Source organism: Streptomyces sp. NPDC026377, assembly GCF_055567715.1.
On the sequence record NZ_JBVHPV010000008.1, the window covers coordinates 257,427 to 281,527 of the forward strand.

21 protein-coding genes and 1 pseudogene are annotated in these 24,101 nt (G+C 71.0%); 11 read left to right on the plus strand and 11 right to left on the minus strand.

Annotated features, from left to right (window positions below):
* Positions 1-21: 21 nt before the first annotated feature.
* Positions 22-162 (minus strand): hypothetical protein, encoded by a 141-nt coding sequence (locus tag ACZ4MU_RS19275; RefSeq protein WP_467877765.1) that lies wholly within the window; start codon positions 160-162, stop codon positions 22-24.
* Positions 163-785: 623 nt separating this feature from the next.
* Here ACZ4MU_RS19275 and ACZ4MU_RS19280 point away from each other — a divergent pair.
* The 3 genes from ACZ4MU_RS19280 to ACZ4MU_RS19290 all read left to right on the plus strand — a co-directional run bounded on the left by ACZ4MU_RS19280 (position 786) and on the right by ACZ4MU_RS19290 (position 3,334).
* Entirely contained in the window at positions 786-1,175 is a 390-nt protein-coding gene (locus ACZ4MU_RS19280; RefSeq protein WP_467877768.1) for an ATP-binding protein, read from the plus strand.
* 420 nt (positions 1,176-1,595) lie between these two features.
* Positions 1,596-2,966, plus strand: coding sequence for a PP2C family protein-serine/threonine phosphatase (locus tag ACZ4MU_RS19285; protein WP_467877771.1), 1,371 nt, complete (start codon positions 1,596-1,598; stop codon positions 2,964-2,966).
* Positions 2,963-3,334 carry an STAS domain-containing protein gene (locus ACZ4MU_RS19290; RefSeq protein WP_467877774.1) on the plus strand — a complete coding sequence of 124 codons (372 nt, stop codon included), beginning with the start codon at positions 2,963-2,965 and terminating at the stop codon, positions 3,332-3,334. Before ACZ4MU_RS19285 ends, ACZ4MU_RS19290 begins: the two co-directional genes overlap by 4 nt.
* A gap of 399 nt (positions 3,335-3,733) precedes the next feature.
* Here ACZ4MU_RS19290 and ACZ4MU_RS19295 read toward each other — a convergent pair whose 3' ends face one another.
* From ACZ4MU_RS19295 to ACZ4MU_RS19305, 3 genes and pseudogenes are all read right to left on the minus strand, one after another.
* A complete protein-coding gene (locus tag ACZ4MU_RS19295) occupies positions 3,734-3,973 on the minus strand; it encodes a MarR family transcriptional regulator (protein ID WP_467877982.1) in 240 nt (79 codons plus the stop codon).
* Positions 3,974-3,994: 21 nt separating this feature from the next.
* Complete coding sequence (locus ACZ4MU_RS19300; protein ID WP_467877777.1) at positions 3,995-5,206, minus strand: PP2C family protein-serine/threonine phosphatase; 1,212 nt, start codon at positions 5,204-5,206, stop codon at positions 3,995-3,997.
* Between the two features lie 335 nt (positions 5,207-5,541).
* Positions 5,542-6,366 (minus strand): annotated as a pseudogene (locus tag ACZ4MU_RS19305) (PP2C family protein-serine/threonine phosphatase); the annotation flags it as partial.
* Between the two features lie 168 nt (positions 6,367-6,534).
* Here ACZ4MU_RS19305 and ACZ4MU_RS19310 point away from each other — a divergent pair.
* Together ACZ4MU_RS19310 and ACZ4MU_RS19315 are read left to right on the plus strand one after the other, a co-directional pair.
* On the plus strand, positions 6,535-7,599 hold the full coding sequence (locus ACZ4MU_RS19310) for a hypothetical protein (RefSeq protein ID WP_467877779.1): 1,065 nt from the start codon (positions 6,535-6,537) through the stop codon (positions 7,597-7,599).
* A complete protein-coding gene (locus ACZ4MU_RS19315) occupies positions 7,592-7,807 on the plus strand; it encodes a hypothetical protein (protein ID WP_467877782.1) in 216 nt (71 codons plus the stop codon). Before ACZ4MU_RS19310 ends, ACZ4MU_RS19315 begins: the two co-directional genes overlap by 8 nt.
* 69 nt (positions 7,808-7,876) lie before the next feature.
* Here ACZ4MU_RS19315 and ACZ4MU_RS19320 read toward each other — a convergent pair whose 3' ends face one another.
* The 3 genes from ACZ4MU_RS19320 to ACZ4MU_RS19330 form a co-directional block, all read right to left on the minus strand.
* Positions 7,877-11,047, minus strand: coding sequence for a tetratricopeptide repeat protein (locus ACZ4MU_RS19320; RefSeq protein WP_467877784.1), 3,171 nt, complete (start codon positions 11,045-11,047; stop codon positions 7,877-7,879).
* 107 nt (positions 11,048-11,154) lie between these two features.
* Positions 11,155-11,658: a hypothetical protein gene (locus ACZ4MU_RS19325; RefSeq protein WP_467877786.1), complete on the minus strand. Its 504-nt coding sequence runs from the start codon at positions 11,656-11,658 to the stop codon at positions 11,155-11,157.
* Between the two features lie 68 nt (positions 11,659-11,726).
* Entirely contained in the window at positions 11,727-12,644 is a 918-nt protein-coding gene (locus ACZ4MU_RS19330; protein ID WP_467877788.1) for a LysR family transcriptional regulator, read from the minus strand.
* A gap of 65 nt (positions 12,645-12,709) precedes the next feature.
* Between ACZ4MU_RS19330 and ACZ4MU_RS19335 the strand changes: the two genes are divergently transcribed.
* From ACZ4MU_RS19335 to ACZ4MU_RS19345, 3 genes are all read left to right on the plus strand, one after another.
* Positions 12,710-13,648 (plus strand): DMT family transporter, encoded by a 939-nt coding sequence (locus tag ACZ4MU_RS19335; RefSeq protein WP_467877791.1) that lies wholly within the window; start codon positions 12,710-12,712, stop codon positions 13,646-13,648.
* On the plus strand, positions 13,618-14,115 hold the full coding sequence (locus ACZ4MU_RS19340; protein ID WP_467877793.1) for a YbaK/EbsC family protein: 498 nt from the start codon (positions 13,618-13,620) through the stop codon (positions 14,113-14,115). The genes ACZ4MU_RS19335 and ACZ4MU_RS19340 overlap by 31 nt, the downstream gene beginning before the upstream one ends.
* Before the next feature lie 278 nt (positions 14,116-14,393).
* Positions 14,394-15,269, plus strand: coding sequence for a tetratricopeptide repeat protein (locus ACZ4MU_RS19345; RefSeq protein WP_467877796.1), 876 nt, complete (start codon positions 14,394-14,396; stop codon positions 15,267-15,269).
* 120 nt (positions 15,270-15,389) lie between these two features.
* Here the strand turns inward: ACZ4MU_RS19345 and ACZ4MU_RS19350 are convergent, their stop codons facing one another.
* Together ACZ4MU_RS19350 and ACZ4MU_RS19355 are read right to left on the minus strand one after the other, a co-directional pair.
* The gene (locus ACZ4MU_RS19350) at positions 15,390-15,872 is read right to left on the minus strand and encodes a hypothetical protein (protein ID WP_467877800.1); all 483 of its coding nucleotides are present in this window, start codon (positions 15,870-15,872) and stop codon (positions 15,390-15,392) included.
* A 246-nt stretch (positions 15,873-16,118) separates the two neighbouring features.
* On the minus strand, positions 16,119-17,570 hold the full coding sequence (locus ACZ4MU_RS19355; RefSeq protein ID WP_467877802.1) for a phosphatidylinositol-specific phospholipase C domain-containing protein: 1,452 nt from the start codon (positions 17,568-17,570) through the stop codon (positions 16,119-16,121).
* A 312-nt stretch (positions 17,571-17,882) separates the two neighbouring features.
* Between ACZ4MU_RS19355 and ACZ4MU_RS19360 the strand changes: the two genes are divergently transcribed.
* The gene (locus ACZ4MU_RS19360) at positions 17,883-20,372 is read left to right on the plus strand and encodes a tetratricopeptide repeat protein (RefSeq protein WP_467877804.1); all 2,490 of its coding nucleotides are present in this window, start codon (positions 17,883-17,885) and stop codon (positions 20,370-20,372) included.
* Here ACZ4MU_RS19360 and ACZ4MU_RS19365 read toward each other — a convergent pair.
* Both ACZ4MU_RS19365 and ACZ4MU_RS19370 read right to left on the minus strand, forming a co-directional pair.
* Positions 20,263-21,543 carry an MFS transporter gene (locus tag ACZ4MU_RS19365; RefSeq protein WP_467877807.1) on the minus strand — a complete coding sequence of 427 codons (1,281 nt, stop codon included), beginning with the start codon at positions 21,541-21,543 and terminating at the stop codon, positions 20,263-20,265. The genes ACZ4MU_RS19360 and ACZ4MU_RS19365 overlap by 110 nt on opposite strands.
* A 56-nt stretch (positions 21,544-21,599) precedes the next feature.
* Positions 21,600-22,052, minus strand: a complete 453-nt coding sequence (locus tag ACZ4MU_RS19370; RefSeq protein WP_467877810.1) for a carboxymuconolactone decarboxylase family protein — start codon at positions 22,050-22,052, stop codon at positions 21,600-21,602.
* 297 nt (positions 22,053-22,349) lie between these two features.
* Here ACZ4MU_RS19370 and ACZ4MU_RS19375 point away from each other — a divergent pair, with 297 nt between their 5' ends.
* Both ACZ4MU_RS19375 and ACZ4MU_RS19380 read left to right on the plus strand, forming a co-directional pair.
* On the plus strand, positions 22,350-22,823 hold the full coding sequence (locus ACZ4MU_RS19375; protein ID WP_467877813.1) for a hemerythrin domain-containing protein: 474 nt from the start codon (positions 22,350-22,352) through the stop codon (positions 22,821-22,823).
* Positions 22,824-23,183: 360 nt separating this feature from the next.
* Positions 23,184-23,990: a GNAT family N-acetyltransferase gene (locus ACZ4MU_RS19380; protein ID WP_467877816.1), complete on the plus strand. Its 807-nt coding sequence runs from the start codon at positions 23,184-23,186 to the stop codon at positions 23,988-23,990.
* Positions 23,991-24,101: the final 111 nt, after the last annotated feature.

Sequence of the window (24,101 nt, forward strand, 5' to 3'; positions counted from 1 at the left end):
GTGGGAGAACGGGTCCTCCTCTCAGGGCTTGACGGCCGGTACTGCCGCTGGAGCGAGGGCGTACGCGCTGATCAGGCCGGCCACACCGAACACGCCGTTCAGGCAGATCGCCGTGGAGGGCGATGTGCCACCGCAGGCGAAGATCAGGAAGACGCCCGTCACGGAGTGACCCCGCGAGGTCGTTGGTCATGTGAATCTCGCCTTCCTGGGGCTGTTGAGCCGAGATGTCCCCTATGTCACCGGCCGGAGTGGCCGCTCGTCCACGGAATCCCATGAGCTTCGAGAGACCGGGAAAGGGGTCGGAAGTTCGCTCTTCTTCAGCGGATTTCGGTGCAGTTCCCAGCAGGGGTGTCCGGGATGCGAGTATCGCGGCCATCCTGGTTCGGGTCGGGGCGCTGGAGGCGAGGTGGAGGACCACTCACGCGGGTCACCGCCACCCGTGCAGCGGTTCGCCGCCGAGCCCTGTCCCACTTCGCGTCGATGTTCGACCGCGCCTGGGGTGCGGTGGAGACGCTCGACGAGTATGTGGCGAGGCAGTGACGAGGACGTCCGATGCGCCAAACCATGTGGCGACCGCCCTGGCGCCGGTGGGTGCCGTGCTCGCCGGAGGCCCGTGGTGGCACGCACATGTCCGCTCTGCCCAGGATGGATGTCCGCCTGTTCGACAACGAGGTAACCGCCCTCGGACAGCGGCGGGCGCGGGAGCAGGCAAGGTTGACGGGCCGCAGCCGGGGCACAAGCCCCGGGCAGACAGGACTGGACATCGACGAAGACCGGAGGTCCTGATGGACAGCGCTGTCGTCACCGTCGCCGCCCTCCGCTCGACAACGTCCGTCGCCGGCGCACGCGACAACGCCCGGGAATTTCTCGGTGGGCTGCAACCGACGCTCGCATCCGAGACCACCGAAACCGTGATCCTCGTCGTTTCGGAGCTCGTCACCAACGCCCTGCGCCACGGCGGCGGCACCTGCACCCTGGATCTGGTCGCGCACCGGGACAGCGTCGAAGTGGCCGTACACGACCCCAGCCCCCAGGTCCCGCGCATGCGCACCCCCGACCTGAACGGCGGCACCGGGGGCTTCGGCTGGCCCATGGTCAACCATCTCGCCCGCGCCACCGCCGTGACCCGCAAGGCGACCGGCGGCAAGACCGTCAGCGCCCTCTTCCCCCGCTGACGCCGAGGTGCCGGCGCAGATGGTCCTCCTGGGCGGTGAGCGCGCGGGACATGACGTCGACCGGGACCGGCTGGGCGAGCCCGGTGGCCTGAAGCCGCAGGTGCCGAAGCCGTCCGTCGTACGGCGGACGAGGTGCCAGCGCGTCTCGCCTCCCCGGCGAGCAGGCAGCCGCCAGGGCCTCGCTCGTCGGCTCGCCTCCGGCTGTACGCGCGGGTGGCCCGCACCAGGCGCTGCATCCGGCTCTCCCGCTGCGCGGCCGTCTTCCCCGCTGCGGATCGGTTTTCTTGACGTCGGGAGGCTGGTCTAGGCTGCCGTCGTCGTCGGCACCGAGGCCGGCGCGGCAAGGAGAGACAGACGATGCCGCAAGCGGGACCCGCGACCAGCCCGGCGGGCACGCCGGGGCGGCGGACACTCAGTGCCGTGCAAGAAGCGGCGCGGATGGACGCGGTGCGCCGCTACGACATCCTCGACACCCCTCCGGACGGCGCGTTCGACCGCGTCGCGGCGATGGCGGCCCGCCTGTGCAAGGTGCCGGTGGCGAGCGTGACGATCGTGGACGAGGACCGGATCTGGTTCAAGGCCGCCCACGGCCTTGAAGGCGTCAGCGAGATCGGCCGGGAGCCGGGCCTGTGCGGCTCGGCGATCCTCACCGACGAAACACTGGTGATCCCGGACACACTCACCGACCCCGTCGCCTTCAACAACGGCCTGGTCACCGGGCCGATGGGCGTCCGCTTCTATGCCGCCGCGCCAATCATCACGCACGACGGGCACCGGCTGGGCACCGTCAACATCCTCGACACCAAGCCCCGCCTGATCACCGAGGACGACACCGCCACCCTCGCGGACCTGGCCGCGATCGTGCTCGACGAGCTGGAGATGCGCCTGGCGGCGCTGAACGCCCTGCGCACCGAGCAGGAGCGGCGCATCGAGCAGGAGGAGGCCCGGCAGCGCGCGGACCGGGACAAGAACGCCATCCAGGCGTTCGCGTCCACCCTCCAGCGCACTCTGCTGCCGCCGGCGCTGCCGGTGGTGCCGGGGCTGGAGCTGGCCTGCCACTACGCCACCGCCTCTCCGCAGAACGTGGGCGGCGACTTCTACGACGTCTTCCCCCTGGGCGGGAAGCGGTGGGCGTTCTTCCTCGGAGACGTGTGCGGCAAGGGCCCAGAAGCCGCCGCCCTGACCTCCCTGACCCGCTACACGCTGCGCGCCGCGGCCCTGATCGACCCCGACCCCGACGTGGTCCTGACCTCGCTCAACACCGCGCTGCTGCTGGACCCGGCTGTCGGCACCCGGTTCTGCACCGCTGTCTTCGGCGTCCTTGAACCGCACGAGAGGGAAGGGTTCACCATCACGGTGGCCACCGGCGGGCACCCCCCGGCCTACCACCTGCGCGACTCCGGGGCGGTAGAAGCGGTGCAGCCCAAGGGCGGCATGCTCATCGGCGCGCTCGACGGCGCACACTTCGCCTCCCACAGCATCCACCTCGCCCCTGGCGAAGGACTGCTCCTCTACACCGATGGGCTGACCGAGGCCCGCACCCTTGGTGGTGAAATGATCGGAGAGGAGGGTCTGACCCGTTTCCTTTCCACGCGCACCGGGCCCGTCAGCGCGGCGGCTCTCATAGAGGACACCGTCGACCTCATCGAGGCCATGCCCCACGGGGCCGGTGACGACGTCGCCCTGCTGGCGCTCTCCGTCCCCCTCGCCGACGCCGCGGACGGCCTCACCGCGGCCGCCACCGCCCACACCGTCGCCCCCGCCGGCGAGATGCCGGAGAGCAGATCGTGACCGACTTCCGCCTCACCGCACAGCACATCGACGGCGACCTTGCCCTGGCCCACGTCGCCGGGGAACTCGACGTAGCCACCGCCCCCCACCTGCGCGCCCAGGCACTGGCCCTGATCGAACGAGGCCACCGCCACCTGATCCTGGACCTCGGGTCCGTCACCTTCTGCGACTCTTCCGGCTTCAACGCCCTGGTCGGCATCCTCCGCTGCGCCAAGGCCGCCGACGGCACGCTGGTCCTCGCTGCCGTCCCCGACCGCCTTGAGCGGCTGCTGGACCTCACCGGCATCAGCACCCTGCTGCCCGCCCACCCCACCGCCGCCCACGCCCTCGTCGCGCACACCCCCAGCCAAAACACCTCCCCCGCGTAGCCCCTGCGGTGGCCGTCGGGAAAAACTCGGCCACCGCAGCCGTGAGGGATGGCGCCATTAGGGAGAGAACAGCGCTGCGCCGTTCACCGGCGCTTGCTCCGCGCGATGATGAGGGGAATGACGATGGCGGCGAGAGCCAGCACCAAAAGCACCACGCCCAGCGCACCCTCGGGTGTATCCGAGCGGGCCAGGTAGACACTGGAGGAGAGGGTCCCCCGGGTTGGCGGTTGAATCCCGTGTCGACGGCGGCGCCACGGCTCGGCCTCAGCTTTCCGCGAAGGCGGTTCCTCCCCCGCGTGTGGCCTCGGGGCAGATACCGAAGGGCATAGTCGGCGATCGCACACACCAGCGGCCTTCGATGTTCCACCACGTCACTGAGCACCTGGCGACCAGGCGCGGTCAGGCCAACTGCACCTCACGGCGCCCGCGCGGATGGTAAGCACGCACCAGCAAGCCGGCCGCCTCGAGGCGGTCACACAGCCGACTGGCCGCAGGTAGTGCGAGGCCCAGCCGCTCCGCGAGGGCCGGGCTCTGGCGAAGGTGTTGAGGGGGATGGACCCGGCCCAGCGGGCCGCGTTGAGCCGGGGGCTGAAGGCCTTTCTCGGTGCGCAGGCTGCCGCGCTGTCGCGGTCTGCTGATCGAGAGTGTGAATGACGGGGGTCAGGGGGTTGGGGCGGTGTGCCGTGACGCTCGGGTCTTTCGGCCTTGCCAGTCCAGGCACACGACCGCGGCGTCAGCGGCGAGGTGTCGGCTGCCGAAGTGCTCGATCAGACCGGAGACCGTGGCGCGTGCGGCCTCGTGCGGAGGTTCCCGGCGTGTGGCGCTGAGCGTCTGGCGCAGGGCTCGTTCGCCGAAGGATCCGCCGTCGGCGGCGCGTGCGCCGTGCACGCCAGTACTGACGACGATCAGCCGGTCGCCTGGTTCGACCCGGAAAGTCTGCTCCTCATAGAGGGTCTCTTCGAACATGCCGAGCGGGAGCTGTGCTTCGAGTTCGATCTGCTCCAGGGTGTCGCCGCGCTGGCGGTAGAGCTGGGGGGAGCCGGCGTCGACGGCGTGCACGATGCCGGTGTCCAGATCGAAGTCCAGCAGGAGGGTCGAGGCGTACATCTTGCCGCCGTACTGGGCGAAGAGGGCCTGGTCGGCGAGGCATGCCTGGTCGGCCAGTCCTATCCCGGCGCGGCGTGCGTTGCGCAGGGCGCCGACGGTGAGGTGGGTGAGCAGGGAGGCGTCGATGCCCTGGCCCATGCCGTCGGTGACGGTCAAGGTGAGGTGGTCAGCGCTGGTCGACCAGTCGAAGTTGTCTCCGCCGATGGCGTAGGCGGGCTCCAGGTGGGCGCCGATGACGTACTCCTGACGGGCGCAGCCGCGCCCGGGCAGCAGCTGCCACTGCATTTCGGCGGCGAGGGTAAGGCGTCGGGTGCGACGGGCCTGCAGGTACAGGTCGGTGTCGCGGCCTGCGGTGATGATCTCGTGGGCCAGGGCGGTGGCGAAGTCGGTGAGCCGGAGCACTGTGGCGGGGTCGGTCGCGCTGTTGGGCAGGCGGACGGACAGCACTCCCAGCCGGTCCCCGCGGACGGTGAGAGGCAGATGGACGAGGTGCGTGGGTGTGGGGCCGTTGGGTACTTCGACGACGGGGGCCTGGCTGATGAAGGCGCGTCCGGCGGGTCCGTCGTGGGCGGCGATGGGCTCGCCCGTGTGCGGGAGGTGGGTGACCGGTTGCAGGACACTCAGCCCGTAGTCGGCCAGGAACAGGGTCACCCCGGTGGCCCTGACGCGGTCGGTCAGCAGGCGTCGGGCGGTGGCGACCAGTTCGTGGGGCGGGGTGGCGCGTAGTTGGCTTTCCGCGGACGGGGCCGGTTCAGATGTGTTCACGGTGTAGACCCTCTCCCCTTGTGGCTTCCACGCTATCGCTGTGTGGAGCCCTGCTACCAGGGGGTGCGGAGCGAACGACGGAGAGATGCGCCCGGTTTGCGGGCGGGGTGTGCGCGCCCGCCATGCCGTCCTGGAGGCCGGGGCATCAGCCGGGGCGCGGCCACCGTCCTCCACCGCCTCGTCCCGGGAGGGCGTGAAGACCATCCGGAACAGGGGCGCATCGGCCCATCGCTGAGCGATTCGCTCCTGGCGTCCGTCGAGGAACGCGCCCACCCGCCGCGCCGCCGATCCGTAGGCCGGTTCCCTAACCTGCGGGGTGTCTCACGTGTGGGCCTTCACGCCCTGCCGCGCCAGTCCAGGCAGACCACCAGCGCGTCGTCGTTCGGCAGGGCCTGGCCGCGGTGCCCCGTCAGCTCCCGCGGAACGGCCCGGGCGACCTCGGCGGCGGGAAGCAGCCGGGTGGACATGATCGCCCGGGCCGGGGCCACATCCCCGCACGCCTCACCGCCCGGGGAAGCGACCGCGCAGACCCCGTCGCTGACGAAGACGAGGCGGTCACCCGGCTCGACCTCGGAGTCCTGCGCCGTGTAGTCGGTCTCCTCGAACATGCCCAGCGGCAGTGGGCCTCGAAAGTGACGCGTTCGACCGCCCCGTTGCGCAGGCGCAGCATCTGCGGGGACCCGGCATCCACGACCTGGGCCCGCCCGCCGACAGGGCCGAAGTCGAACGTGAGCACGGACAGGTAGCAGTGGCCCCGGTAGTGGGCGTAGACGGCCTGGTCGGCGAGGGCGGCCTGGTCTGCCAAGGGGATCCCGGCCCGCCGGTCGTTGCGCAGGGCGTTGACGGCCAGGTTCGTCGGCAGGGAGGCTTCTGTGCCCTCTCCCATCCCGTTGGAGACCTACAGCATCAGCCGGTCCGCGGTCGCCGACCAGTCGAAGTTGTCACCGAAGATCGCGTACGCGGGTTCCAGCTGCGCCCAGCTCGTACTCCGGGCTGGCACAGGAGCGCCCCGGAAGCAGCTGCCACCGCATCCCGACGGCCAGCGTCAGCCGGTCCTTGCGCCGCGCCTGCAGGTAGAGGTCCGTATCCCGTTCGGCCACGACCCCCTCGTGCCCGAACAGGTTGACGATCTCCGCAAGCTCCCGCAGGTAGCCGCGTGCAGCCGACGGAGGCGACTCACCTCGCCGTGCCACCGCCGACCACGGACTCGGGCGTCACCGAGGCCAGCCCACCCGGATCCGCACACCCCGGAAACCGGACGCTGTTCGAGCGCGTCCTGAAGCTCGGTAGGCTCGGTCGCTGTACTGCACGGACACGGGGGAGATGGCATGAGCCAGGCGCTCTATACGGAACGGTCGTGGAATCCACTGGCGCGGACCGTTGAACTGACGGAGGAAGAGCTGCGTCGCGGCGGCAGGGTCACACCGCTGAGCGAGTTGAACCTGCCCGCCATGGCCGAGGCGTTCCAGCGCGGCCAGTGGCTCGGGGGCGGCGGCACGGAACGTCCGCTGGACCGGTTGACCGCGGGCAGCGGCATCATCCCGGTCACCCGCGTCACGGGCACCACCACTCCCGTGAAGGTACGCCAGGCAGCCGAATTCGCTCAGGTGATGGGTGAGTTGGCGGTACGGCACTGTGGCGGCCCCGCACAGCTGAACGCCCTGGCCGAGCGGGCGCGCATGGAGGGTGTGCCGTTGTGGATGGCCCGACGGTACGCCCACGGACCCGCAGGCCAGGTGTGCGTGGCGGTGGACCGCCGACTGGTACGCGTCGACGTGTGGGGGCCGGGCGCTCCCCCGGTACGGATACGGGCACCGCACGGCTTCCTGAGCAGCGCCTCTGACCAGGCGCAGGGGCTGCGGATGACGGTGGGGGACGTACCGGCCGCCCTCGTCCTGAAGAAGAAGCTGCGCAAGTCCAAGAGCTACGTACAGGCGCGGCTTCCCCAGGGGCTCTGGGAGGTGCGACGGGCGAGCTCCACGAGCTCCTGGGTGCTGCGCGACGAGCGGCGGGTCGCCCTGATTGAGCGACCGCCGCGTCGCCCCGACCTCGACCCCGGCACAGTGCTGCTGCCCCTGGCACCGGTGCACTACGAGAGCTCGGACCCGCTGGACGCTGTCATGGCCCACGTGTTCGCGGTCGCCTTCGGCCTGGGCGACACCACGGGCACGGCCCGCTTCCGTCTGCAGCGCCAGCCCGCCAGAGCCGGCGAGCCGGTCGCCCCCGACGACGCCTGGGACCGCCCCTGGTTCAGCAACCTCGGCAGCGGCGGCGACGACAACGAACCGGGCGGCTCGGACGGCTGGGGCACCGACGGCGGAGACGGTGGAGACGGGGGCGGTGGCGATGGAGGCGGCGGGGACGGCGGTGGTGGAGACGGCGGCGGTGACTGAGGAAGTCGCCTGCGTCCAGTGCGGTCAGGACTGGGTGCGGCGGTATCGGCGTGAGGACACCGGTCAGTTCTTCTTCCTGTGCCGGGAATGCGAGTCGGTCTGGCCCGGCGGGGACGACATCACCGGGGAGACCGACCTGCACCTGAGTGAGTTCCTGCGTACGGGAGATCCGGCCAGGGACTGGCAGGTCATCCGCCCCTGCGACTGAGGTCCTGGGGGAACCCCGATGAGTGGCCCCGCCCGCGGGTGAGGGGTTTCACCGCCCTCGGGCCGTATCTCAGCGTCCCGCCCGCTCCATGGCCGACAGTTGCTTACGGGCGTCGCGCGTCAGGGGGTGGTCCTCGCCGAGCGTGCGCAGGCACGTGGAGAGGGTCCGGTTGCACAGGCGGTGGGCCTTGTGTCCCGCTCCCACGCCCCGATAGACCCCTGCCAGGCTGATCTGGCTGGCGAGGGTGTCGGGGTGGGCCGCGCCCAGTACCTTCTTCTGGCGGCGCAGTGTGTTCCAGAACAGGGGAAGGGCCTGGCGGAAGTCGCCTGCCGTGGCGTGGGCGACGGCCAGGTTCCGGGCGGCGGTGAGGGTGTGTACGTGGTTCTCCCCCAGGGTCTCGGTGAAGGCGGTGAGGTTGACCTCGTAGAGCAGCACCGCCCGGTGGTGGTCACCTGCCGCCATGTACGTCCCGGCGAGACCGTTGCGGACGGTGAGTGTGCCGGCGTCGTCGTGGCCCAGCACCTCCTCCATGCCCCTGAGCGCCCGCTCGAACAGGGGCGTGGCGCGGTCCGGTCTGCCCGCGAGCTGGTGGGTGTACGCCAGGAGGCCGAGGACCGCCAGGGTGTCCGGGTCGTGGGCGCCGAGGTCGCGTGTCCGCGTGCGGTACGTCTGGTCGTACAGCGCTATGGCCCGGTCCAGGTCGCCCGCTGCGCGGTGGGCGTCCGCGAGGTGCCGACGGCTGTTGACCGTGTCGGGGTGGTCCGCCCCCAGGGTGTTCTCGCGGGTCTCCAGGATCTGCTGGAAGAGGGGGCGGGCGCGCTCGGGAGCGCCCGCCATGAGGTGGGCGACCGCCAGATTGTGCTGGTCGGTGAGCGCGCCGGGGTAATCCGGGCCCAGTCGGCTTTGGCTGTCGTGGACAGACTGCTCGAACAGCGGGACGGCACGTGTCCCGTCGCCGACGGACAGGAAGCCGTAGCCGATGTCGGCGCTGCGGGTATCGCGGTGTTCCTCCTCCCACGGGTCCTTCAGCGCGCCGGAGGCGGTGCCGCCCGCAGGAGCGGACGCCGACGCTGCGGTGCGGTCCGAGGGCTGCTGTGGTGGGGTGCCGAGGCGAGCGATCCCGTCGAGGTCGCCCGCGGAGTGGTAGGCGCGGGCGAGGGCGATCCGGGTGGTACGCGTGATGCCGTGGTGCTCGCCCAGTACCCGCTCCAGGTCGGGCAGGACCTCCTCGAACAGTCCCACGGCCCGGTCCAGGTCGCCCGTGTCCCGGTAGGCGCCCGCCAGGTTGGCCCGGGCGAGAAGGGTGTCGGGGTGCTCCTCGCCCAGGGCCCGTTCCATGTCACGGAGGATCGCCTCGAAGCGGGAGACGGACTGGTCCTGCGGCTGCGACATCATGGTGCGCGTGGCCGTCAGATTGTTCCGCGTCACCAGGGTGAGCTGATGTTCCTCGCCGAGTACGCGCACGCATGCCGTGAGGTTCTCTGCGAACAGGCGCATGGCTTCGGCGGGGTCTCCCGCCTCCTGCCGTGTACGGGCCAGGGTGTTGCGCGCGATGAGGGAGACCAGGTCCTCCTCCCCCGCGGGTGTGTCGGACAGGGGGCCGTCGCCCGGGCTCTCCTCCAGCAGGGCGAGAGCCTTGTCCGGGTCTCCTGCCGCCTGGTGGGCCGCAGCGAGGTTGATACGGCTGGCGAGGGTGAGGGGGTGGGTGGGCCCCAGTACACGTTCCTCGTCGACGAGGGCCCGCTCGTACAGGGGGACGGCTCGCCTCAGATGCCCTGCGGCCTCGTAGGCGTGCGCCAGGTTGTGCCGGCAGGAGAGTGTGTTGATGTCGTCGGGGCCCAGTTCCCGCTCGTGGTGGTCGAGGGCGCGACGAAGGTGCGCGCCGCCTCGGACGGCCAGCCCCTGGCTGAGGAGGAAGACACCGGCGTGGTTGAGGAGGCGTGCCGTGGTGCTGGTGTCGGCGGACGCCGGTGTGTGGTCGGCCAGGGCGTCCATGTGCGGAAGGACGGCCCGCCCGAAGGGCCAGGTGGCGGGGTCCTGCCAGTCGGTCGGACGCAGGAGGGACTCCAGGGCGGCCGTGGCGCGGCCACGGGCCTCGGTGAGGAGGTGGGGTGCGCGGTGCGGGTCCGCCGGGTCGGCGGTGCGAGCGACGGACTGGAGCAACCGGTGCAGGGACAGGACGCGTGTGGCGGGGTCCACGGTGATCATGCTGTACGCGTTCAGGACACCGATGGCGCCCGCGACCTCGACCGGTCTGCCCGCGTCGTCCACGAGGCCGGCGGGGATGCCGTCGGGGGCGTACCAGGCGAGGGTGCGCAACATGTCGGCTGCCAGCGGCTGGAGTTCCCCGACGCGGTCCATCGTCACCCGCCAGATGCGGGCGATGGTGCGTTCGGCGACGGTGAAGCCCTCGCCGCCCTGCCCGTACAGCGGGGCGGGGTCCTGCTGGAGCAGTTCCAGGTACGTGCGCGGGGTCAGCAGCGGGTTCTGGGCGAGGAAGGCGGCGGCTTGCTCGACGGCCAGCGGGAGATGGCCCAGCTCCGCGCAGAGTTCGGCCGCTCCGGTCAGGTCCCTGGAGCCCGAGGTCCCGGTGATATGGGTGAGCAGGGCCAGTGATTCGGCCGGTTGCAGGGCGTCGAGCCGGATGACGGCCGTGGCGTCGTGCCACACGGTGGCGAGTCTGCTGGTGATCAGGAAGCGGCCCTTGGGCGCGCGGGCCAGCAGCGGGGCGATGTCCGCGAGGTGGTTGACGTTGTCGAGGATGAGCAGCCAGCCGCTGTGCGCGGCCAGCCACTGCATCCCGTTCTCGGCCAGGGCTTCCACGGTCATCGCCTTGGAAGCGGCGGGCTGGAGGGACGTGGCCAGGGCCGCGAGGCCCTGTTGCACGCTCGCCGCGCTGTCGGCGGCTATCCACCGGACGGGCGTCAGACCGTGCTTGCGGGCCCGGGTGGCCGCCCAGTGCACGGCCAGGGTGCTCTTGCCCACTCCCCCGAGACCGTGCACGGCATGGAGCCACACCCCGCCGGGTTTCTTCATGGAGGCGTCGAGGAGGTCGAGTTCGGCGGCGCGTCCTACGAAGTGGGCGGTCCGATAGGGGAGGTTGTCCAGTCCCGGCCGCGCCCTCAGCTCGTTGACGGGCCGTACGGCCTCCGGCGGCAGCACCACACTGGAGTGGTCGTTGTAGATGCCGGAGACCGCGATACCGCCGTTCGACGCGATCGCGTTCCCGCTTCCGGACACCTGCTGCTCCGGCACATCCCCACCGACCGTGCCCCCGGCAAGCGTGCGTTTGCCCGGGTCATACCTTCTGCCCCACCGCCACTTGGCCATCGCGCTCCCCCGGTCGCCTACTCGGCCACGATGCCGGTGACGGCGCTGGATCCCGCGCCGGTGGCCTGCGCGTCCCCGGTGTTCACCGCTCGGGCCGGCCGCCCGCCGTCCACCCGCTTGATCCCTGTCACCGCACTGCCCCCGTCTCGCGCCTCGGCATTGCCCGTCGCCAGGGCCACATCGTCCCCCGGGCCGGCGACGAAGGCCAACAGGGCGCGCAGGTCCTGGGCCGTTCGTTCCTGATCGTGCGCGTCCAAGGACTCCAGCAGCGCCTCGAACCGCTCCTGCCACGCCCCTTCTTGACGCAGGATCTCCCGGTCGGGGTCTGCCGCGGCGCCCGGTTCCAGCGCCCGGGCGGTGCGGTCCAAGCGCTCCAGTTCGGCCCGCCCGCGCTCCGCGTCACCACGGCCGAAGAGTTCGGCGACCCGCTCACGGACCGCGTGCCACGCGTCGGTCCCCGCGGCCTGGACCACCGCACCGCCGCTCGCCGCGGCGAGCGCGGTCAGAGTCTCGACCAGCAACGTCCCCCACCTGCCCCTCACGTCGTCTGGACTCGATTACTCGCAACGTACAGCAACTGGGCCCCGAATCAGGCCGGATGAGCCGGGTCTCGTTTCTGGATCGTCTCGGCCGCACGGTGGAGTTCGCCGAGCACCGTGCGTACGGCTCGTCGTGCGGAGCGTTCGGGGCGGTGGAGCACATCGATGTGGCGTCGGGCGTGCACGCCGCTGAGCGGCCGGAAGACCAGTGCCGGGTGCGGGCGTGTGGTCCAGCGCGGCATCAGCGCCAGGCCGCCCCCGGCCGCCACGACTTCGGCCACCACGGTGAATTCGTTGATGCGATGGACGATGTCGAGCCGCCGGTTCGCGGCGTTCGCGATGGCCTCGATGGTCGCCATCAGCGGGAAGCCGTCATGGACGGTGATCCAGGGCTGGTCGGCGACGTCTCGCGGCGTGAGGCGTCGTTTGGCCGCGAGAGGGTGGTCGGCCGGCAGGGCGACGTCGAGGGGTTCGCGCAGCAGCGTGCCGGCCGTGACCGTGGCGGGCCAGGGCGGCGCCTGTTCGAGGCGGTGGGCGAGAACGAGATCGTAGTGGCGGGTCAGGCGCGGGAAGTGGTCCTGCTCGACGTCCTCGTCGGCGAACGAGAGCTCGGGGTGCCCGGAGCCGGTCCGGCCGCCCAGCAGCAGGGGGAAGAACGCGGAGGCCGCACTGTGGAAGGCCGCCACGGACACCCCCGCGTCGGGCCGGTCGACGAACTCCTCGATGGTGTGCCGTGCCCGGGCCAGCGCGCTCTCCACCTCGATGGCCGCGGCGGCCAGGGCGTTGCCGGCGTCGGTGAGCACCAGCCGCCGGCCGTCGCGCTCGGTGAGGGGGACGGGGATCGAGCGTTGCAGCAGCCGCAGTTGTTGGGAGACGGCCGAGGGAGTCATCAACAGCGCCTCGGCGGTCGCCGTGACGCTTCCCAGTTCGCCGAGCTCCCGCAGGATCTGCAACTGCCGTTCGTTCACCCTCACAGTGTAGGGATACTTCAAGATCTATTAAGAGTCATGGTCTTGGCTTCACGGTGGAAGCGATGCAGCGTAGGGGCGTGCTCCACACCCGCCGCACTGACGCAGTGCTCCTCCTGGTCGCCGTCGTCTGGGGCTCCAGCTATCTGGCCGCGAAGACGGCCACCTCCGCGCTGCCCGTCCTGGTGGTGCTGTTCGCACGGTACGCGATCTCCGGGGCGGCCTGCCTCGTCCTCGTCGCCGCCCGGCGGGAGCGGCGCTGGACGCGTGACGAGGTGCGTGTCGGGTCCTTCCTGGGGGTCACCCAGGCGGCTGTCCTGGTTCTGGAGACGTACGGGGTCGCGCACACCAGCGCGGCCAACGCCGGCCTGATCATCAGCCTCACCATCGTGCTGACCCCCCTGCTGGACCGCACGGGCGGCTACGGGCCCCTGCCTCCGCGTTTCTTCGCCGCCACCGGTGTGTGCCTGCTGGCCGTCACGCTGCTGATGTCCGGCAGCGGCTTCCACCTGCCCCGCCTCGGCGACCTGCTGATGCTGGCCGCCGCGGTGGTGCGTGCCGTCCACGTCGCCCTCGTGGGGCGTCTGACGAAGGGCCGTGCCGTCCGGCCCTCGCAGCTCACGGCCGTCCAGACGGTCCTCGGCTCGGTGCTGTTGGCCGTGCCGGCCTCCACCGGCCTGCCGAGGCTGGCGCAGACCGATGCCGCGGCCTGGGGCCAGCTGGTCTATCTGGCCCTGTTCTGCAGCGTGTTCGCCTTCCTCGCCCAGACCTGGGCGGTCCAGAAGAGCTCCGCGAGCCGGGCCAGTCTGCTCCTGGGCACCGAGCCGGTCTGGGCCGTCGCGGTGGGCATCGCCCTCGGCGGCGAGAAGGTCACCGCCCTGGCCGGTCTCGGGGCGGCGCTCATGGTCACCGGAACGTACTGGGGCCAGAGCATCGAACGCACCCATCGCACCATTCGACAAGAGGAGTCACCATGCCGGACAACGGCACCTACCGGCGTCTGATCGACCTGCTCGACAGCACGGCAACCGGGTACAAGGTCATCGACCACGAACCGGAGGGCACGACCGAGACGGTCAGCGCACTGCGCGGGCACCCCGTGTCGGAAGCGGCGAAGTGCCTCGTCCTCATCGTCAAGGTCGACCGGCGGGTCACCCGTTATGTGCTCGCGGTCGTCCCCGGTGACCGGCGGGTGGACCTCGGCGCCGTCCGCACGCTGTTCTCGGCCCGCTATGTCGGTTTCTGTGACGCGGCCACCGCGGAGCGACTGGCCCACGCCGTCCCCGGCACCGTCCTGCCCTTCAGCTTCGAACCCGAACTCGAACTCATCGCGGACCCGGACGTCGTCGCCCGGCCCCGCCTCTACTTCAACGCCGCGCGCCTGGACCGGTCGTTGATGGTCTCCGGCGCGGATTACGCCGAGGTCGCCCGGCCGCGTATCGAGCGCATCGCCGCTCCCGTAACGGAGTGACGTCGGCGTGCCCGGTAGGGGTGCGCCGGGTGGTCACGCGCGTTCGCCCGCGGGATGCACCGGCATTCCGCGGGCGAACGGGCGAGTGAGCCAGGGGACTGGAAGCCCTTCACCACCCAGTCCTGGCCTCGGGCCTGGGGCTTCCCCGGGTCCACAGGGTCAGCCAGACGCCGTTGCCCAGGGGGTTGCCCCCGTGGGGGCTCCTGGCGGACCGAGACCAAGCTCAACGGTACTTTCCGTACCGCGCGTCACCCCCTCATCGCGTAGCCTCACCCGGTGTGAGAGGTATACGAGCCGAGTGGAGCCGTCTGCGGCACCGGCGCATCGAGGGCAAACTGGCGCCGCCCCACGGCGCCGTCCTGGAGCGGGTCCAGGAGCTGTACTCGGTGGAAGAGTTCGAGCAGGCCGAAGAGGGCGCACGGTTTCTCGCGACGATGCCGCCCGTCCGGGGTGCGGATTCCGAGCTCTCGGCCCTGCTGGCCAGGGCCTTCGCCGCGAGCGCGGCCGTCGCGCACGGACGGGGCCTCGCAGTGCTGCCCGAGGTGGACGCTCTGATCACGGACGTGGACCGGGCCGCGGGTGCGAGCCCGGCCCTGCGGGCGCTCCTGCTGGCCATCCGGGCGAGCCGTGCGGAGATCCTTGTCCAGCAGGAGCGGTACGGGGAAGCGGAGTCCGAAGCGCGGGACATCCTGCGCGCCGCCGTCCGCCTCGCGCACCTGACGCAGGTGTGGGAGACCGAACTGCTCACCCTGGCCAAGCTGGGCGCGGCGCTGAACGGGCAGGGCCGCCACGAGGAAGCGGAGGCCATCGCCCGCGGGAACCTGCCGCGGGCGGACGGCCCCGGAGCGGCCGCGCTCCGCCGCCTTCTGGCGGCCTGCCTGAACGGGCAGGGCCGCTACGAGGAAGCCCTGGCCGAGGCCCGCCCGCTCCCCGCGACCGGGAGCCGGGCCTCCAGCGGAGCCTCGGACATCGTCACGGCCACCGCGCTGCATCATCTGGGCCGCCGCCAGGAGGCGGAGGACGCTGCCCGCCGCGCCGTGGCCGCCTGCGAGCAGTCCCTCCACCCCGACCACCCGCGTCTACGGGAGGCCCGGGCGCTCCTGGCCCGCCTCATGGCCGAGGACCCGGCCGCCGAAGGGGACACCGGCGACTGACCCCCGGTGCCGACCGTACGAATCGCCCGCGCCCGGTCGTTCCGTAGCGGACTGTGCGGTCGGCAGGGCACTGCTTCGGGCCTGGCCCCGCTTTCGGGGACTCGTCAGGCCGTCGGGCCGTCAGCCGATGGGGAGCCAGATGGAGAGCACGCGCGGGTCGGGGTAGTACCACTTGCCGGTGTCGCCGTCATACCTGGCGTTCTCGAGTTGGACGTATCCCTCTTCGCGCATGTTGTAGTTGCACTCCGCCCACTTGCCGTGGCCCAGTGCGTTGCGACAACCGTCGGCGGGACGGCTGTAGTTGTACCGGGAGAGTCCCACGGCCGACTTGTGGTCCGCCTCGGTGTCCTTGACCAGCACCTTGTCCCCGGCCTTGTCGAAACACGTGATGACGCCGTAACTGGTGATGCAGGGCAGGGCCGCGGCCTGGGAATCGGTCGCCGAGCTGGCGACACCGACCACCGTCGCCCCCTCGTCGGCGGGGGTGGCCGCGCCGGCCGGGCTGCTCAGGGCGGTGAAGGAGACCAGCAGGGCGGCTGTCGCCACGCCGACGACTGACCACGACTTCGTCTGGACCTTCTTCTGGACTGCGAGCTTCCGCACGAACGATCCTTCCGTCGAGCTTTCCTCCACCTGTCGAGGCTGCTTCGGTGTCGGAGAGCACGGTTTGTCGGTCGATCAATACTCACCCCTCATTGATCGAAAAGTCCAGACCATTCCTCCCAAGAGGCGTCCACGTGCGCACAGTTGGCCGACATCCACCGCAAGCGCGGACGGAGAAGAACGAGCCGAGCGGTACGCCCGTCGGGCGTACCGCTCGGTGGGTCCCGTGGTGGGGGCCGGTGTCGCTCAGCGCTTCGGGCAGGTGGACTGGGTGACCTTGCCGGCCTTGGCGGTCGCCGTCGAGGGATCCAGCGTCAGGCACTTGCCGGTCCACTGGTTGACGAAGTAGTAGCCGCGCATGTCACCCGTGCTGTCGACCTTGATCGGCATGACGTTCCACAGCTGGCTGCCGGAGGTCCACCGGGTCTCGCACGGCCACCAGAAGAGCTGGGTGCCGTTCCCCGGGGGCGTGCCGTTGTTGTACGGAACGGTGAGGCAGTTGCCGTTGGCCGCCTTGATCCAGTAGTAGCCCTTGCCGTCGTAGGAGGGCTTGGTGGCCGTCCACTGGTGGCTGCTGGGGGCCGGGGTCGCGCATGCCCGCTGGGTCACCACACCGCCCGTGCCGTCGGGGAACTCGTCACCGCGCACCATGCAGCGGTTGTTGCCGTAGGTGCTGACGTACTGCTTGCTGTCATTGACGATCCACACCGCCGGGTCGGACTCGGAGATGTAGCCGTCCCGGTTGAGGTCGGCGACCACCGACAGCGGGGTCATGCCCGACTTGTCGCTGTTCTGGTAATAGTTGACCGCGACGAAGTTGGGGTTCCGCCACGCGGCGGACTTGCACTCCTTCTCGATACGGCTCTTGAGCCGGGCCCCGTTGACGACCTTGGAAGAACCCTCGGGGTCGATGTTGTCCGAGCTGAACTGGTTCATGGTGAACAGCGGGGTGAGGTTGCTCGTCCCCGGCATCGGATTCTGGTTCAGCTGCCTGCTCTCGCCACGGGGCTCACAGCCTGACGGAGCGTCCTGGCCGTAGCTGTACTTGGTCTCCACCGTGTGCGTCCAGGTGTTCATCAGGGTTCCTGAGCCGACACCGATGTCGCTCCAGCTGTCCTGGAACATCACCAGACGCTGACCGTCGGAGACCATGTCCCGCAGACGCGGCCAGTTGTTGCTGTTGATGCCGTACTTGTTCGCGTTGAACAGCAGCCCGCCGGCGTTCTTGGCGTTCAGCATGTCGGTGATCGTCTTGCTGAGCGTCTGCTGGCTGGCGTAGTTCTCCAGGAAGACCGTCACCACTTCCTGCGGGTTCTTCTGCAGGAAGTTCACGATGGTCAGCAGCGCCGACTTGAACTCCTCGTAACACAGGGAGGTGCCACCGTGGCAGAGCTCGACGGGGCCGGTGCCCTTGGGGTCGTAGGTGTCGAGCATCAGCCCCCGTACCCCGTCGTCGAGCTGCTCCTTGATGCTCCGCGACTGGTTCGGCGGCAGCGGCGCCTGCATCCAGCTGTTGGCGAAGGAGTTGTGAGTGGTCACCCACGACCACTGGTGGTAGCGCGCGTTCCCGTACTGGCTGTCGCCCGCCACCGCCGTCGTGGGCGCCGTCAGCACCGACGCCAGGACGGCGAACGGGAGCAACGGCAGGGCGAACCGCCGCAGCCACCGAGCGCGGCGGCCGGCTCCCGGGCGAGGCACAGCACCTCTGGATCTCATGTCAATTCCCCTGATGAAGAGCGGGCACCGGCGCCCGTCTGCGCGGTACGGCGGCGACCGGATGTACGGAGCTGCTCCCCGGCCCGACACGACGACCGCGCGCGAAGGCGCTGCGTGGCGGCGACGGACCGTTCCGCCGAAAGCTGGTCAGGCCTCCGGCTCGGGTGCCCCTAGCCAACCGTGGGGAAGGAGGAGCGGGCCAGGAAGTTCCACCGGCAGAAGTAACGTCCGGCATACTTCTGCCGGAACGATTCGGCGCCGGTGCCGGACGCGCGGCACGGGGGACGTACAGGCATGGGGACCGACACACCGGCCACTGGCGGCTTCGGCGAACGCCTGCTGCGCCTCCGCACGGACGCCGGGCTCAGCCAGGAGGAGCTCGCGCATGCTGCGGGGGTGAGCGTGCGCGCCCTGTCGGACATGGAACGCGGCCGCTCCCGGGGGCCGCAACGCCGTACCGTGGCGGCCCTGGCCGCGGCACTCGCCCTGGACTCCATCGGCACCCACAAGCTGGAACGGGCCGCCAGCCTCGGCCGGCCCCGTACGCGTCGCACCGCCGGACCGGCCGACACGCAGCCGCAGCCGCAGCCGCAGCCGCAGCCCCAAGAACCGGATGCCGGCCCGAACGTTCCACCGGCAGCCGAGGAAGACGCGCACGACCACCCCGGACCGACCGGCGGCCCGCCCCGGGCGAACCCCCCGCACCACACCCTCACCCTCCCCCGCGACCTGCACGACTTCACCGCCCGTGGCCCCGCCCTGGCCCGGCTGACGGCCCTGGCCGCACACCCCGGCCCCGTCCATCCGCCGGTCGCCGTGATCAGCGGGCAGCCCGGCCTCGGCAAGACCGCCTTCGCCGTGCACGCCGCCCACCGCCTCGCCCCGCACTTCCCCGACGGGCAGTTCGCCCTCGACCTGCGCGGCATGGACGCGCAACCGACACTCCCGCGCGACGCACTCGCCCGTCTGCTGCGCGCCCTCGGCGTCGCCGACGGTGCCGTACCCGCCACCACCGAGGACCGCAGCGGCCTGCTCCGGTCCGTCCTGCGCGACCGGCGCGTACTGCTCCTGCTGGACAACGCCGTCGACGAGGACCAGGTACGCCCCCTGCTCCCCGGCCAGGGCGCCTCGCTCACCCTCATCACCAGCCGCCAGACTCTGGCCGGTCTCGAATCCGTGCACCGCACCGAACTGGCCCTGCTCCGCCGCGAGGAAGCCGTCGAACTCCTCACCCGCATCATCGGCGCCGAGCGGGTCGGCCGGGAGGCCCAGGCCGCCCGCGACCTCGCCGGACTCTGCGGCCACCTCCCCCTGGCCGTACGCATCGCCGGACAGCGCCTCGCCGCCCGGTCCGGCGACCGCATCGCCAAGCTCGTCACCCAGCTCACCGAACAGGGCGGCCGCCTGGACACCCTGCGGGCCGGTTCGCTGGAGGTCCGGGCCGCCTTCGCGCTGTCCTACCGCCGGCTCAGCCCCCAGACCCGTACCGTCTTCCGCCGCGCCTGCCTCGCCGCCGGTCCCGACTTCAGCCCCGAGACCGCCGCCCTCCTGGCCGACCTGCCCCGACGCCAGGCCGCCCGCTGCGCCCAGGACCTGACCGACGCCGGCCTGCTCCAGCCCCACCCCAGCGCCGACCGCTACCGCTACCACGACCTGCTCGCCCTGTACGCCGCAGAGCAACTCGCCGAGGAGGACGACCCGCGCGAGATCGCCGCGGCCGAGGACCGGGCCGCCCGCTGGACCCTGCGCCGGGCCACCGCCGCCGCGCTCCACTTCGACGCCGACCGCAGCACCTCCGGCTCCGGCGCACCGGGCGGCGACCCGGACCCGGCCACCGCGCCCACCAACCCCGAACAGGCCCACGCCTGGCTGGAGAGCGAACGCGCCCAGTGGCTCGCGGCCCTGCGCCGGGCCCAGTTCCTCGGCGAGCACCAACAGGTCATCGACGCCGCCGAGGCCATGCACTGGTTCTCCGACCGTACCCAGCACTGGGAGGTGTGGGCCGAGGTGTTCCAGGGCGCCGTCGACTCCGCGCGCGCCCTGGGCAGCCGGAGAGACGAGGCCGTTCACCTGAACTACCTCTCCTGGGCCTACAACCTGTGCCTGTACGATCACGCCGCCGCGCTCACCACCGCCCGCGCCGCCCTGGACATCGCGCGCGAGGTCGGCGACGAGCTCCAGGTCGGCTGGGCCCTGGGCTACGCGGCCGGAGCACTGCGCCGGCTCGGACGGATCGACGAAGCCCTCGACGGGTTCCGGGAAGCAGCCGACCACCTGGCGCGCCAGGCCTGCGCCCCGAGCCGCCTGGCCGAACTCACCTCCCTCAGCGTGCTGGGTGAGCTGCTGCGCCAGGTGGGCCGCGCCTCGGAGGCCCTGACCATCCACCGGCGCAGCGAAGCCGTCTGCCGCGCCGGCGTCCCCGGCGAGTCACCAGAGCTGATCGGCGTCTATCTCGCGTCGGTGCGCCAGCACATCGGCAACGACCTGGCGGCGCTCGGCCGCTGGACCGAGGCCGAAGCCCCCCTGCGCTACGCGCTGAGCCACTTCGAGGCGGCCCGGATGCCCGCCTGGAGCGAACCTGCCCGGCTCGACCTGGGCATCGTCCTGCGCCACCTGGCCCGCCACGACGAGGCCCACATCGCTCTGACGGCCGCCCACGACGCCCTCGTCCACCTCAACAACCCCCGCCGGCTGGAGGCCGCCGGCGAACTCCACACCCTGGCGGCAGTGACGCGGACCCGACCCGACGCGTCGAAGCCGCGCGCCGGGTCAGCAGGTCCCTAGGCCACGGGCCCATGGCCAGAGCGAGCAGTGAGAGGCCGCAGCCGATCCACAGCACGCTCGTGACCGCCAGCGACTCGACCACCACTCCCCCGAGCAGCGCCCCCAGCGCGATGGAGAGGTTGAACACCGAGACGAAGAGCGAGGACACGGCCTCCGTCGAGCGGGGCTCGGCGTTGAGAATCCACGTCTGGAGCGTGACCGGGACGGCGCCATAACCGAGGCCCCACAGCACGAGCGCTGCCATGGAGACCAGCGCACCGGCGGACGTCAGGGCGAGCAGCGCCATGGCCGTGGTCAGGAGTACGGCCACGGCGGCGAGGGTCTGCCGCAGATGCCTGGTGACCAGGGCGCCCGCGGCGAAGTTGCCGCATATTCCGGCCAGCCCGAAGACCAGCAGGAGCAGGCTGGTCCTGCTGTCACCGACGCCACGCTCATGCAGCAGGGGGCGGACGAACGTGTACGCGATGAAGTGTCCCGTGATGATCAGGAATGTCAGAGCGATGCCCACGCGTACACCGGAGTTGGCCTTGAACACCGCCGGCAGGTCACGGAGTGCGAGGGTGCGCTGCGGCGGCAGCTCGGGCAGCAGAAGGACCATGCAGACGAGGGCCAGCAGCCCCAGCGCACCGACGGCCGCGAAGGCGGCGCGCCACCCCGTGAGGTCGCCTATGAAGGTGCCGGTGGGCACGCCGAGGACGGAGGCGGTCTCCACACCGCCGAAGATCACCGCGGTTGCCCGTGGGACCTGGTCTTCCGGGACGAGCCGCAGGGCGATACCTCCGGCCAGCGACCAGAAACCGCCCACACTGATGCCGATCAGGAAGCGGGCCAGGAGGACCAGGGTGAAGTCGGTGGCGAACGCGGACGCGAGGTTCGCCGCCCCGACGAGCCCGACGAGGAGGACCAGCACCAGGCGGCGGTCGAAGCGGCCGGTGGCGACGGTGACCAGCGGCGCCGAGACCGCGGCCACCAGCCCCGGCACGGTCACCATGAGTCCGGCCGTGCCCGCGGACACGTCCAGGTCGCTGCCGACCGGGGTGAGCAGGCCCACCGGAAGCAGCTCGGAGGTCATCAGCGAGAAGATGCCCAAGGTCACGGCGAGAACGGCGAGCCACCCCCGCAGGGGTGAACGCCGCGGCGTCAGGGGCGGGTTGAGGGCGGTGGAGGCCATGACGGTGTCGGCCGTCCTTCCGGGCGAGGGTGTGGATACGGGTACGGGAACGGGGGTTACTCGGTACCCGGGGTCTTGCGCGTGGTGACGTTCATCCGGTTCCACGCGTTGACCGTGAAGACGAGCGCGATGAGCTGGGCCAGCTCCTGCTCCGCGAAGTGCTGGGCGGCCTCGTCGTACACGGCGTCCGGAACCCCGTCGGGCAACCGGGTGACCGCTTCGGTCAGCGCGAGCGCGGCGCGCTCCCTGGCCGTGTAGCGGCTGGACTCGGCCCACCCGTTGAGCTGGTGGATGCGGTCCTCGCTCTCTCCTGCCTGGCGGGCGTCACGCGTGTGGTAGTCGATGCAGTACGCGCACCGGTTGATCTGGGAGGCACGGATCTGTACGAGCTCGACCAGCACGGGGTCGAGGCCCTGGCGGGCGGCGGCGTCCAGGGCGAGGACGGCCTTGAAGACCTTGGGAGCGACGGCGGCGAAGTTCATGCGCTGGGGGATGTGAACTGTTGTCATGCCAAGAACCCTAGGAACGGATTAGCCCCTCGGCGTGGTGCATTCTCACGTCGAATCCTTGGGTCAATTCTGCCGACGGGCGTGGCCTGTCCGCTGGAGGGTGAGTGCGACCGATCGACGCGCCCACTCCGTGGAGCCATCGGCTCCGGCCCGGATCAACGCATGAGGGTGACCCCACCACGTCCGGCGCATCAATGTCCGCAACCGGGGAACCGGACTCCTCACAGAACACCGGAAGCGAATGGAACCGGGGTCGGAATCGCGACCGGGGCCAGAACAGGAAAGGGAAGCTCCTTCATGGACGCCATCGTGCTGCTGCGTGAGGACCACAAGAACGTAGAGAAGCTGTTCAAGCAGTTCGAGAAGACCGGCGACGACGATCACGCCGAACGCCGCGAGCTCGCGGACAAGATCATCGAAGAACTGACCGCTCACGCGTACATCGAGGAAGAGATCTTCTACCCCGCCGCCCGCGAGTCCGCCCCCGACACCACCGACCACATCCTCGAAAGCGTCGAGGAACACCATGCCGTCGTGTGGATGCTGGCCGAGCTCAAGAAGATGGATCCGTCCGACGAGCGCTTCAAGGCCAAGATGACCGTCCTCATCGAGAACGTTCGCCACCACGTCGAAGAGGAAGAGGACGACTGGTTCCCCGACGTCCGCAAGGCCATGGGGCGCAACCGCCTCACCGAGCTCGGCGAGCAGATGCAGACCGCCAAGAAGAAGGCCCCCGCCAACCCGCTCGACGTTCCGAGCGCCACCGAGTAGCCCTCCCGAAGCAAGCCGAACGGCCTCATCCGCTGAAGCGCCGCAGGCACGCGCCAGGCGATGAGGCCACGACGGGGGAGCCTGCGGAGATGCCCATCCTTGCGCGGGAGGGGCCGGAGGCGTAGGGACCGTAGCCGGGGGGGCGACCCCGGACCTGGCTGCTGACAGCCAGCGCCGTTCCGTAGAGCCGGTCGCCCCCTGCCGCCCCACCCTGCTCCGACGAAACTCGGTTGAGATCGGTCCAGTTGTGCGGGACATTGCGCTGTTGGGTTGGAGGCATGGCGTAAGCCCCGGGCGACTTTCCGGGCATCGCACACCCCTTGCCCGGACCGCCGCACCACGACCGAACAGGAGCCACCCATGGGCGAAATCTCGCAGGCCCACCCCCGCCCCCGCGCCGAGGAGCAGATCGGGCAGGACGGTCCAGGGCATCGCGGAGCCCCCGGTGACGCCGCGATACACCAGGCCCGCAACTCCGCCGCGTTCTGGGCGGCGACCGGAAAGTCCCGTGGCCACGAGGTGATTCAGCGGCGCGGTTTCCTCGCCGTACTCGGCGACGAGCGTGCCGGGACGCGGTTCCTGATCCAGGAACCCGGCCTCGACGCGCACGAGGTCGGCGAGCTGACCGAGCTGGCCCGTCGGGCGAGCGGACCGGTGGATGCCGAGGACCCGTTCAGCTCCACCGACTTGAACCATCTGGGCATGCGCAACTGGCAGATGCCGATCATGGTGCGCCCGCCCGGTCCCGTCCCCGCCCCCGCGATCGAGGTGGTCCGGGCCGAGGGGGCGCGGGAACTGGAGACTGCCGAGCGGATCGTGATCGCGGGATTCGAGCTGACCAGATTCACCCCCTACCGTCCCGGCGAGCTGTTCCCCACGACACTGACCGAGCAGCCGGGCGTGGACGTGTACCTCGCCGTCCTGGACGGTGAGACGGTCGGAGCCGGTGTCACCGTCGTTCACGACGGGTTCGGCAGCCACTACTGGGTCGCCACGCCGCCGACCCAGCGCTCCCGCGGCGCCGGGCGCGCCATCATGCTCGGATCGTTGGCGCCCATGGCCCACCTGCCGGTGACGCTCACCGCCTCACGGCTCGGACGTCCGCTGTACGAGTCGCTGGGCTTCACCGCCGTCACCTCCTCGACCTGGTGGTCGTCCTCCCACTGACCACCGCCGGGGCGTGACCGTCGCGGGCCGCTGCCGTCCCGGGCGGCGCACCAGGTGCTACTCCTCCTGGTTCATCCCCTCCGCGAACGGCGACGCCGCTTCCCGCGCCCG